Here is an 11,611-nt window from a genome sequence, read left to right on the forward strand (position 1 = left end):
ATGCCGGCCAACACCCTCAAGCAGGTGGGTGGGCACCACCCACCTGCCTCCCGGCGAGGGCGGGGTAAGCCCTAGCGGCTAGGGGCGGAGCCCCTATTGAGCGGGTTTCAAACCCACAGATTCCGCTGAGGACCCAAAATTTTTTACTGCCTCATACTGGCTAATGCCGCTATCAATAGCCGAATCACGCAAATTTTTATCACACCGATGTGTGTCGGATATCAATCCACCACTTGTGATTACAGGTACTGCCTGACCCAATTCAATTCCCGCACAATGGCATCCTTCACCTCCATCTGAAGGTCCTGCGGCAGCACATTCCAGGTGTATGTCTCCACCTCCAGGTGCCGGCAAAGACGTTTTTCCCGCAGGTAAGCGAGCGTGTCGAGAATATCCTTTTGCGTGGAAGCCAGAGAGCCATACTCCGACAGAAACACTGGCACGTGAAAATGTGTCCGCCATTCTTCCTCCCTGGCGGGGCCCGTGGACGAAAGCGAATTCAGCGCATCGATCAGGTCCGGATAAGTGGTTTTCCCGCCGGAGATATCGCGGGCCACCACCTGGTGCAGGTAAACTGATTCGGCAAAGGGCTGTAGAAGAGTTTTCATTCGCTGGTCGTGGTTCGCATCCCGGCCAAACTGGATTTTGAGCGCAGCGCTAATCTGCACTTTGCCGATGCGAATGCCGGCAGCATCCATGGCACGCAATGACTGTCCCGGGTCTTCGTGCATCACCGCAAAATGGCATACGTCATAGCAAAGCCGGATGCGATCGCGCAGGCACCGCTCGGCCGCTTCCTGTGTCAGCTGGAGCTTGTTACGCAGGTATTGACTGCCGCTGGGGATAAGCCAGTCCCGGTAGTAATCGATAACGTCCCGGGTATTTTCCAACAGGCCATCCGGTTCGGGCTCGATATCCAGGTGCAGGTCCCGGCCGCCGTCCTGCGCCAGCTCATGTAAATATCCCGCCAGTTCCGCCAGTTGCAATGCTGCTTTTTGTTTCAGGTCGCGCGCCTGGCTGTCGTTGTGCCAGTATTTGTAGGAAATCGGCGAAGTGGAAATCCCCCCTTCGCCGCCTTCCGGCAGCAGGGCCGCCAGCAAGTCGAACAGGCGCTGCGTATAGTCCAGCCGCCTGGGATCGCCCCAGTCCGGCGCGTGAACCCGGTCTTTGACTACCTGTCCGTGAAACCCGCCGTAGGGGAAGCCGTTGAAGGTAAATACATAGCAATCCTGCTGTTGCATCCAGCTTTGCAGTTCGGCCAGTGCCCCCACCATTTCAGTCAGTTCGACACTTGCCTGATTGGACAGGCGCAGGCCGATACCAAAGGGCGCCGACGGCGAGACTTCCCGCTTGATGGCGGGAATATACCGCTGCAGGTTGGCAAACACCGCCGGCCAGCTTTCGCCGGGGTGGATATTGGAGCAGTATGTGAGTTCGTAGCCGTTAATTCGCATGGCAAAAGAGTGTTTCGCTGGTTGTCGATAGCGCTTTGAGCTGTTCGATGGCTTGAATTACAAGCCCTTTGTCCATCTCGTGAACTTCAATTCCCCGGCCGATATCTTCCAGCAGGGTGATGGTCAGTTTGCCACCCAGATGTTCCCGGAATTCCTCCAGGCCATTGAGTATTTCCGGCTGTTCCAGTGCCGGTACGTAGGTGTCGAAGCCGAGCGCGGCGAGCACACCGATTACCCGCGCAAGGCTGTCCTGGTGCAGATGGCCTTTCAGCGTGGAATAGACCGTGTCCAGCGCAATACCCGTCGCGACAGCCTCACCGTGCCGCAATTGATAGCCGGTGAGATGTTCCAGTTTGTGCGCGGCCCAGTGGCCGAAATCCAGCGGCCGGGCGGACCCTATCTCGAACGGATCGCCGTTGGCGATGTGCTGCATATGCAGTTCGGCACAGCGGTGGATAAGATCCATCATCGGCGTCAGCTCGCGCGCCGCCAGCTTGCCGGCGTTGGTTTCCAACCACCGGAAAAAGGCCGGGTCCTTGATCAGCGCCACCTTGATGGCTTCGGCCATGCCCGCGCGCCAGTCCCGGTCGTCCAGGGTTTGCAGGAAAGTAATATCGTTGATCACCGCGTAGGGTGGAGCAAAGGTGCCCAGATAGTTCTTTTTGCCAAAAGCGTTGATGCCGTTCTTCACGCCCACGCCGGAATCATTTTGCGCCAGCACGGTGCTGGGAATACGGATATGCCGTATGCCCCGATGGGCGATAGCGGCGGCGTAACCGGTCATGTCCAGCACGGCGCCACCGCCGATGGCGACGAGATAGGAGTGCCGGTCGATACCGTGGACATGGGTGGCCTCCAGAATGGCGTCGATCCAGGCCTGTTGGTTCTTTACCTGCTCGCCGCCGGGAACGTGCAGCGGCGGGCAGGGCAATTTGAACTTGCCGGCGTGCACCTCGGCGTAGGCCTGTATCTGCCCGGCCAGTTCGGGATGCGCGGCTGAGACACCTTTATCCAGCACGAACAGGGTTTTGGGGCAGGCGTCGCCCAGCAGGGAGGCGAACAGGGGGTTACTCCGGTGGAAAACCTTCTCGGTAAAGTGCACCTGGTAGCGAAAAGGGACGGAAAAACATTGTTCTATCGGCTTTTTCATGTATTACATCGGTTGTTACAGGTATCAACAAAATGGAATGACCATTCCCTGCGAGCTGCGCCTAACTGTGAACAATTTGGGGGGCTCTGAAATCACCATTTAGTATGAGACAGGACACTAGGTGACTGCGAAGGTCCTGGCTAACCAAAGTGAGAGGGGAAGCAGGGCCAGGACCGCGATTCCATATTGCCAACCCGCGAAAATACTGGCCAGGGTTGAATTGAGTACGATCAGCGAAAGCACCCCCGCCTTCACTGCTTTGCCCACCAGACGTGGCTCCAGAGTTTTCCAGGCCCTGGCCAGGGGAGGGATTATCAGCCAGGCCAGCAGCAGGGCAAACGGCGCGGCGTGCCCGCCGGTCGGTACCATCGCGGCGAGCGTAACGAGCGTGGCCAGTACCACCAGGTACAGTAGGGCGCCTCCGGACAGGGCGTTTCGGTTGCCGCCGTGTACTTCGCCCCGGCTGACAGTGGTAACCGCCGCGATATAAACCACGGGAACCAGGCCCAACGGCCAGACGTCCGCCAGTGACGACGGCACGGCGCTGGCGCCCAGCAGCAGATTGCCACCCCGGCACAGGCCCATGTTGATCGGTCCGAACAAGCTGCGGTGCTTGCCCAGGACATCATACATAACAGCCAGAGAGGCCACGATGACGGCGATAGCCCCGCTGAGCAGCGAGACCATGAACGCGGCGCCGATACCAACAGCCAACAGGATACTTGCCAGGGTAGCGGCGCTGGCGACTGATGCCTGCCCACAGGGAATGGCCCGCTCCGGTCGTTCCTGCCGATCCAGGTCGGCATCGAAGACGTCATTGAAGACAATGCCACCACCGTACAAGCCGATAGTGGACAGGCAGAGCCAAAACAGTGAGCTGAACAGCGGGGACGTGGTGGCTTCCGCCCCCAGCGCAATCAGGCCGGCGGCGCCGCCGCAAATGGCGAACCCGGCCAGGATATCCGCTACCGCCGTCACGATATTGGCCGGCCGCATCAGGCGCAGATGGGCAAGAATCCGGACGGCGGTGGAAGGGGTGGACGTGGCGGGAGTGGCCGCTTCCGTTCGTTCTTTCGCTGCCGATTCGGTCGCCACCTCAGTTCTCCACGATATCCGAGGATGAATAACCCACTTCCGGAATCTGGCCGCGCAGCACGGAATTGCCTTCGAACAGCTGGCGCCGGTCGACGGGTTCCTTCTCCAGCCAGTCGGTCTCCTTCATTTTTCCGCTCTGGCCGTAGGCCGTGAGGGCGTTCTGGTAGGTCACGAGTTGAATATGGTCTTCCGGAATACCCTGCTTTTGCATCAAGGCGGCGGTTTTTGGGACGGACAGGGGATCGCTCACGCCCCAGTCCGCCGAGCTGTCGACGATGATGCGCTCGGGGCCGTAGCGGCGAACGATTTCCACCATGCGCTCGCTGCCCATTTTGGTGTGTGGATAAATGGTGAAGGCGGCCCAGAATCCCCGGTCGAGTACTTCCCCCACGGTTTCCTCGTTATTGTGGTCGATCACCACCAGGCCGGGGTCGATGTCGTGTTCCTCGCACACGTCCATGCTGCGACTGGTGCCTTTTTTCTTGTCGCGGTGGGGGGTGTGGATCATCACCGGCAGCTGAACTGTTTTCGCCAGTTCCAGTTGCAGCCGGAAATATTTATCTTCCGCTTTGGTCTGGTCGTCGTAGCCGATCTCACCAATCGCCACCACATTTTCCTTGCCCACGTACAGGGGCAGCAATTCCATCACCTGTTCCGCCAGGGGTTCGTTGTTGGCCTCCTTGGAATTCAGGCCCATGGCGCAATAGTGGCTGATGCCGAACTGGCTGGCGCGAAACCGTTCCCAGCCCACCAGGCTGCTGAAGTAATCCTGGAACGCGCCTACCTGAGTACGGGGTTGTCCGAGCCAGAAGGCGGGTTCGATAATGGCGACAATACCCGCGTTGCGCATGGCCTGGTAATCATCAGTCGTGCGCGAGGTGACGTGGATATGCGGATCGATAAAATAATTCTTCTTCTGTGTCATGATGTTATCTCTGCTTAATAGTTGCGGGCGCCTTGAATTTGCCGGCCCAGGCCGTCCCAGTTCAGTTCTCCCGATTCAATTTCGGCTTCAATTTCCGGGTAGCCCGCTAACAATTGCCTGGCTGTTGGAAGCGAACTCGTGCTGCAGGCGAGTAGCATGGCCTTGCGGTCGAGCAGTGTGCCTTCCGACAGAACCCGTTGCATGTCGGATGAATGTTCCTCCCGCAGGAACGGACCGACGAAACGCCACAACTCCGGCGTTACGGTCCGGCCGGCGGCCCAGCGTTCGTGGGCATAGTCCACCAGTGTTTGCGCCAGGTTGATGTTGATTCGCTTGTGCGACTGGTAAATGCGGAACAACGGGCGCTCCAGGAACACGGCCTTGAGCACCAGTTGATTCCAGGCCGGCTCGTCGAGGTATTCACAGGGGTAGGGGTTGTATAGGGCAACCGCATCAAACACGGAGGTGATATTGGTTCGCAGCCCTTCCGTCGCTCTCAGCTTCAACCGATCGGGGTGGGGCAGCACTGGCAGCGCGGCATAGAGGGCTTCCTGTTCATGCAGGTCCGCGGTTTCAAAAAGCTTGGCGAGTGTTGGCAGCCATTTATCCGGATCGTTGTGGGGATACAGGAGCAGAAGAGCCGTTCGGGCCGTCTGCAGGCGGTTCCAGTGCCAGGGAGAAAATCCGGGACGCAGGCCGTTTGCCCGGGCCATCTCCTGTTGATTGACGGACAACGGCGCCTTGTCAAAAAAACGAGACGCTGTGCTGAAAGCCAGGTAAAAAGCCGACGGGGATTTGCTGCCGGGAAGTTTTTCTTTTTGCTGTTCCAGCCATGCGATGGATTCGGCGCCAGACTGCGCGACAAGTAAGGAGAAGAGATAATCTGCTATTTGGGGTAACTCGTACATATCACACAACTTCCGCTAGCCACTATAGTAGTCCGCACCGCTTCGTCTGGCAGCAGAAGCGCCAGGGGCCGGTAAAAAATCGCGGGACGCGACGCTTTGTCAGATTTTACCGGTCGACAGGGAAAATTCCGTACCGATCTGTCCGCTGGTCTGTTCGCCTCTATTCCGGAGATTTTTTTAATTGCCCCGTTGACATCAAAAAATAAGATGGTAAGGGGCCATCGCCTTTTTGGGTGGGCCAACTTACAAAATAACTGAAACAGTTGCAAGCCGGACCTGATCCGGCGGTGAGCTGAAATGCCCATCACCGGATATTGAGCACCGGCGGGGCCGCCGCTTTATCTTCCGCTGCGCCAGGTAGTGCCTTCTTTACCAGTTCCCATTCCATTTTCATCCACGGTGTAAATTGTTCCGGGTGATTCTGGATCTTCGCATCCAGTTGCGCAGGCCGGATAAACCGCCAGTCGAGAATTTCATTCCTGTTGGGCCGGACTTTCGCATTTTCCACCTCGCCCAGGAAAACGGAGCAAATTTCATGCTCGGAGCCCAGATCCAGGTAGCTGGCCTGGTAGCGGAATTTGTACAGAAAGCGCAGGTCTGCCTTAACGGATAACTCTTCATCCAGGCGTCGGTGCGCCGCTTTCAGTATGCTTTCACCGCGACGCGGATGACTGCAGCAGCTGTTGGACCAGACTTTGGGCCAGAGCCGCTTGGAAGCGCTTCGTTGTTGAACCAGTAACTCGCCGGCGGCGTTGAACAGAAATATTGAAAAAGCGCGGTGCAGCAGACCTTCGCCATCGTGACAGGCCTTTTTGTTTTGATAGCCGATGACCTTGTCCTCATCGTCGACGAGGACCAGTTCATCATTGTCAAAGGAAACGACCCGGCTGCGCATGATAAACCTCCATTGTTACACCTCAGCGTTACACCTCAGCTGATTCCAACTACTCCCAGTGGCGGCGCCCAAAGCGTCTTGCGAGGGGGCGCAAGACTATGTTGACGTACCAATACCAGCGATTCAGGCATGGCAAAGCGACGTGCACAAGGTAAGTGAGGGTAACACTCCGGATGAATTAAAAACTTGCTCTCTATCTCATTATCTGACTCATGTTGAATCAGCTATGTAAACGGCGCTTGGCTGGCCATTACGGCAACCCGACGGACAAATTGAACTACACCCACATTCGGTAATGCAGATTGAACATGATCCACAAGCTGCCGCCGATCATAATCACAATCAGGACGGCGGCGAAGGCGGTGGCCAGGAGCCTCTCTGGCGAAGGGGAGCGCAGGTGCAGCTGCAGGAAGCAGCGCAGGTGAACCAACACCTGAATGAGTGCGGCAGTACCAATTACGAAAAGGGCTGTACCTCTGGGCAGGAAACCGGTGGCGGCGATTCCGAAGGGGATTGCCGTCAGCACCAGCGCTAGCACATAACCGGTCAGGTAGGATTTCAGTTTGCGGCCCGCGGCCGCTTCAGCGTTTTCCATATCACAGAATTCCCGGCAGATAAACTGCGGAAAAAATACCGATCCACACAATATCCAGGAAATGCCAGAACAGGCCGAGTCGCAGCAGGCGCGAACTCACCGGCTGGCTCAGCCCTTTTGCTGCCACTTGGGCCACCATCACCAGGATAAAGACCAGGCCCGCGCTTACGTGCAGCCCGTGGGTGCCCACCAGGGTAAAAAAGGCGGACAGGAATCCGCTGCGGTCCGGCCCCGCGCCCTGGATGATCATGCCGTGGAACTCGCGGATTTCCATCGCCACAAAGCCCAGCCCGAGCACAAAGGTAACCGCCAGCCAGGCCAGAAGCTGCGGTCGCCTGCCGGCATCCAGCGCCAGCGAGGCGAGGCCGAAGGTGAGGCTGCTGGTGAGCAGCAGCAGGGTTTCGCCGAGGGTATGGGGCAGGCTGAACAGGTCGCTGCCGGCCGGCCCGCCGGCGGTATTGCCCGCCATCACCAGATAGGTGGCAAACAAAAGTGCGAAAATAATCGCATCGCTCATCAGGTAGAGCCAGAATCCGAAGGCTCTTTGCGCGTAGGCGTCGGCTTCCGGCAGCAGAGCGGCGTCTTCCCCTGCGAGGCTCATATTGCTCCCCCCTCGGCGAGATCCCTGAAGTGCCGGTCCTCGATTTCCTTCACTTCGCTGGCGGGCAGGCGGAAGTCGGTTCTGTCGCGGAAACTGCGCGCCACGGCTGTGCCGAGGATGGCGATCAGTGCAGCGATGGCCGCCCACCAGATATGCCAGACGACGGCGAATCCGAAGGTGAAGGCGAGCCCCCCGAGCAGTACACCGGCGCCGGTGTTTTTCGGCAGCAGTATGTCCTCATACCGCTCCGGCCTGGAATAGGCGATGCCGCGGCGTTTCATATCGTGGAAAGCGTCGATATCCCGCACCTGCGGCAGGATGGCGAAATTGTAGGGTGCGGGAGGGGATGTGGTGAGCCATTCCAGGGTGCGCCCATCCCACGGATCGCCGGTCAAGTCCCGGGCATTGTCCCGGTTGCGGATACTGACGACCAGCTGGATTACAAGGCTGGCAATACCGCCCAACACCACCAGGGCCCCCAGGGCCGCAACGATCAGTAAGGGCTGCCACGCGGCGATGTCATAGTGCTCCGTGCGCCGCGCCATGCCCATAAAGCCCAGGACATAGAGCGGCATAAAGGCCAGGTAGAATCCGATGATCCAGCACCAGAAGGCGCGTTTGCCCCAGCGGGCGTCCAGGGTGAAACCGAAGGCCTTGGGAAACCAGTACATATAGCCGGCGAAATAACCGAACAGCGCGCCGGGAATCAGCATATTGTGGAAGTGCGCCACCAGGAAGGTGGAGTTGTGCACCAGGTAATTCACTGGCGGTAGGGCGAGCAGAACCCCCGTCATACCGCCGATCACGAAGGTCACGATAAAGCCGAGGGTCCAAAGCATCGACGGGTGAAAAGTGATGCGCCCGCGAAACATGGTCATCAGCCAGTCGAAGACCTTCACCCCGGTGGGAACGGCGATCACCATGGTGGCGATACCGAAAAAAGCATTGACGTTGGCACTGGCGCCCATGGTAAAGAAATGGTGCAGCCACACGGTAAAGGACAGCAGGGCTATCGCCATGGTGGCGTACACCAGGGACGTATAACCGAACAGGCGCTTGGCGGAAAAGCTGGCGACAACCCCGGAATAGATACCGAAGGCCGGCAGAATCAGGATGTAGACCTCCGGATGTCCCCAAATCCAGAACAGGTTGGCGTAGTTCATCATGTTGCCGCCTTCGCCATTGGTAAAAAAATGCATGCCGAATATGCGGTCCAGCGCCAGTGTGGTGGTGGCCACGGTGAGGGCGGGAAAGGCGAAGACCATCAGGATACTGGAGGCCAGCGCTGTCCAGCAGAACAGCGGCATGCGCATCAGCTTCATCCCCGGCGCGCGCCGTTTGAGTATGGTGACGATGAAATTGATACCGGAGAGAGTCGTGCCGATGCCGCTGGCCTGTATCGCCCATATCCAGTAATCGACGCCCACACCCGGGTTGTACTCCGCGCCCGAGTAGGGTGGATAACCGCTCCAGCCCGCGGTGGAAAACCTCCCGATCACCAGCGATACCAAAACCAGGCTGGCGCCGGCGGCGGTCAGCCACAGGCTGACGGAATTCATAAACGGGAAGGCGACATCGCGGGCGCCGATCTGCTGTGGGACGATGATATTGATCAATCCGGTCAGGAACGGCATCGCCATAAAAAAGATCATGATGGTGCCGTGAGAGCTGAAGATCTGGTCGAAGTGTTCCGGTGGCAGATAGCCGTCGGAATTGAACGCGAACGCCTGCTGGGCGCGCATCATGATCGCGTCCACAAATCCCCGCAGGAGCATCACCAGGGCCACCACCACGTACATGATGCCGATGCGCTTGTGGTCGAGGCTGGTCAGCCACTCATTCCACAGGTAGCGCCATTTGCCGAGCCAGGTGATCACGCCCACCGCGGTCAGGAAGCCGAGCACTGTAACAACGGCGCCCCCTACCGCGACCCAGCTGTAGAAGGGCAGGGCATCTGCGGTCAGCCTTCCCAGTATCCGCATCTCCATGGTTTACTCCGGGTGCCCACCGGTATATTTCGCGATAATGCTGTCGAACAGATTCGGTGTGACGTCGGAATAATAGCTGACCGGATGACCGATACTGGGAGCGGCAAGTGCCCTGTAAGTGGCCCGGTCCAGTGTTTGGGGTGATTTCCTGACATTGGCAACCCAGGAGACGAAGTCTTTGCGGGGCAGGGCGAGCGCTTTGAAGTGCTGCTCGGGAAAGCCGTCTCCGCTGTACTGCATATTCATGCCCCGAAAGCAGCCGGGTCTGTCGGCGAGCAGGTTGAGCCGTGTCTGCATGCCCGCCATGGCGTAAATCTGGCTGCCCAGGGCGGGGATGAAAAAGGAATTCATAACCGTGTCGGAGGTGATTTTCAGGCTGAGCGGCCGGCCGCTGGGAAAAGCCAGTTCGTTGACCGCGGCGATGCCCAGCTCGGGGTAGATAAACAGCCATTTCCAGTTCTGGGCGACAACCTCCACTTCGAGCGTCTCGGCGCCCGGGTCCAGTTGTCGGTAGGGGTCGAGCCTGTGCGTCTCCTTCCACAGCAGATAGCCCAGGGTCGCTACGATTGCCACGGGCACGAGCCAGATAACCGCGTCGATCTTTGCCGAGTAGGACCAATCGGGAGTGTAGCGCCCCCTGCCTCCGAAGGCGCGATAGCGCCAGGCAAACAGGAAGGTCATGATGAATACCGGAACGATCACGATCAGCATCACCAGGACCGCTGTGAACAGCAGATCGCGCTCGGCGAGTGCCACCGGTCCCGCGGGGTGGAGAAGGGGTGCGCGAATCAGGGTACAGCCATCCATTGGCTTATCGCTCCGGCAGTCTGTGGATTTGTTTTCTCCCACAAAGTAAAGACAGATTTTACGCTGCCCGATGGGCAAGCCTAGTACTATATTAGTATTTCCCCGTATCTGTTTAACTGCTGTTTTGTTGCGACGATATGACTTGCCGCACAGTCACTAGAGGCTTAATCTGGCGCCATGTTACCGGCCGTTTTGGGGGTTTGCCGGTGAGGAAGTTAGGGATAACAGAGCATTTTGGAGGGAGCTTATGAGACGGATATTTTTTTTCTACGGATTGATCTGCTATTTGCTGTCAGTACTGACGGTTTTCTATCTTGTCGGTTTTATAACCAATACCCTGGCTCCCAAGTCCATTAATTCCGGTGTTTATACCCCGGTCTGGTATGCGTTGTTGATCGATCTGGGGCTGTTGGCGCTGTTTGCGCTGCAACACAGTGTGATGGCGCGGCGGGGATTCAAGCAGCTGTGGGCAGGCTTGGTACCCGCGCCCCTGGAGCGCAGCACTTACCTGCTGTTTTCCAGTGCGGCCCTGTTGCTGCTGATGTGGCAGTGGCGGCCGCTGGGGGATGTATTGTGGGATCTGCGCGGGACCCCGTGGGCGCCGCTGCTGGTGGGCCTGGGCTGGCTGGGCTGGCTGCTGGTATTGTGTAGCACTTTGCTGCAGGATCACTTCGAATTCCTCGGCCTGCGCCAGGCCTATGACCAGCTGCGCAACCGGGAGGCGCCGCCGGCGGAATTCCGCACCCCCGGCCTCTACCGGCTGGTGCGGCATCCCATGTGCCTGGGTTTTCTGCTCGCCTTCTGGCTGGCACCGGTGATGACCCTGGCGCACTTCCTGTTTGCCCTGGGCATGACCGGGTATATCTGGGTGGGGATGACTCTGGAGGAGCGGGAGCTGGAGCGGAGTTTTGGCGACAGTTACCGCGAATACCAGCGGCGGGTGCCTCGGCTGATACCCGTTCCCTGGCGCTGGCTGCCAGCGGAGGCAATGGCAGCCAAGTGAAGCAAGCTCCGTAGGGTGCGCCGTGCGCACCATTGACCGGGCGGTGCGCACGGCGCACCCTACTGAGAGTCCCGAGTCCCGAGTCCCGAGTCCCGAGTCCCGAGTCCCGAGTCCCGAGTCCCGAGTCCCGAGTCCCGAGTCCCGAGTCCCGAGTCCCGAGTCCCGAGTCCCGAGTCCCGAGTCCCGAGTC

The 11,611-nt window shown here is 58.7% G+C and carries 11 protein-coding genes; 1 reads left to right on the plus strand and 10 read right to left on the minus strand.

Annotated elements, in window-relative coordinates:
• Positions 1-239 precede the first annotated feature (239 nt).
• From eboE to cyoA, 10 genes are all read right to left on the minus strand, one after another.
• Positions 240-1,454, minus strand: a complete 1,215-nt coding sequence (gene eboE / locus ACRC0P_RS12870) for a metabolite traffic protein EboE (RefSeq protein WP_438631526.1) — start codon at positions 1,452-1,454, stop codon at positions 240-242.
• Positions 1,444-2,604 (minus strand): 3-dehydroquinate synthase, encoded by a 1,161-nt coding sequence (locus tag ACRC0P_RS12875; protein WP_438631528.1) that lies wholly within the window; start codon positions 2,602-2,604, stop codon positions 1,444-1,446. Before ACRC0P_RS12875 ends, eboE begins: the two co-directional genes overlap by 11 nt.
• A 117-nt stretch (positions 2,605-2,721) precedes the next feature.
• On the minus strand, positions 2,722-3,699 hold the full coding sequence (gene eboC / locus ACRC0P_RS12880) for a UbiA-like protein EboC (RefSeq protein WP_438631530.1): 978 nt from the start codon (positions 3,697-3,699) through the stop codon (positions 2,722-2,724).
• A gap of 1 nt (position 3,700) precedes the next feature.
• On the minus strand, positions 3,701-4,624 hold the full coding sequence (locus tag ACRC0P_RS12885) for a TatD family hydrolase (RefSeq protein ID WP_438631532.1): 924 nt from the start codon (positions 4,622-4,624) through the stop codon (positions 3,701-3,703).
• Positions 4,625-4,638: 14 nt separating this feature from the next.
• Positions 4,639-5,532 carry an EboA domain-containing protein gene (locus ACRC0P_RS12890; RefSeq protein WP_438631534.1) on the minus strand — a complete coding sequence of 298 codons (894 nt, stop codon included), beginning with the start codon at positions 5,530-5,532 and terminating at the stop codon, positions 4,639-4,641.
• Between the two features lie 304 nt (positions 5,533-5,836).
• Positions 5,837-6,427, minus strand: a complete 591-nt coding sequence (idi, locus tag ACRC0P_RS12895; protein WP_438631536.1) for an isopentenyl-diphosphate Delta-isomerase — start codon at positions 6,425-6,427, stop codon at positions 5,837-5,839.
• 277 nt (positions 6,428-6,704) lie between these two features.
• Entirely contained in the window at positions 6,705-7,022 is a 318-nt protein-coding gene (gene cyoD, locus ACRC0P_RS12900; RefSeq protein ID WP_438631538.1) for a cytochrome o ubiquinol oxidase subunit IV, read from the minus strand.
• A 1-nt stretch (position 7,023) separates the two neighbouring features.
• Positions 7,024-7,623 (minus strand): cytochrome o ubiquinol oxidase subunit III, encoded by a 600-nt coding sequence (gene cyoC / locus ACRC0P_RS12905; RefSeq protein WP_438631540.1) that lies wholly within the window; start codon positions 7,621-7,623, stop codon positions 7,024-7,026.
• Positions 7,620-9,611: a cytochrome o ubiquinol oxidase subunit I gene (gene cyoB, locus ACRC0P_RS12910; RefSeq protein ID WP_438631542.1), complete on the minus strand. Its 1,992-nt coding sequence runs from the start codon at positions 9,609-9,611 to the stop codon at positions 7,620-7,622. Before cyoB ends, cyoC begins: the two co-directional genes overlap by 4 nt.
• 3 nt (positions 9,612-9,614) lie before the next feature.
• Entirely contained in the window at positions 9,615-10,418 is an 804-nt protein-coding gene (cyoA, locus tag ACRC0P_RS12915; RefSeq protein ID WP_438631544.1) for a ubiquinol oxidase subunit II, read from the minus strand.
• Positions 10,419-10,665: 247 nt separating this feature from the next.
• Between cyoA and mddA the strand changes: the two genes are divergently transcribed.
• A complete protein-coding gene (gene mddA / locus ACRC0P_RS12920; RefSeq protein WP_438631546.1) occupies positions 10,666-11,421 on the plus strand; it encodes a methanethiol S-methyltransferase in 756 nt (251 codons plus the stop codon).
• Positions 11,422-11,611: the final 190 nt, after the last annotated feature.

The sequence above is a fragment of the Microbulbifer sp. genome (genome assembly GCF_051659245.1).
In the GTDB taxonomy this organism is placed as follows: Bacteria; Pseudomonadota; Gammaproteobacteria; order Pseudomonadales; family Cellvibrionaceae; genus Microbulbifer.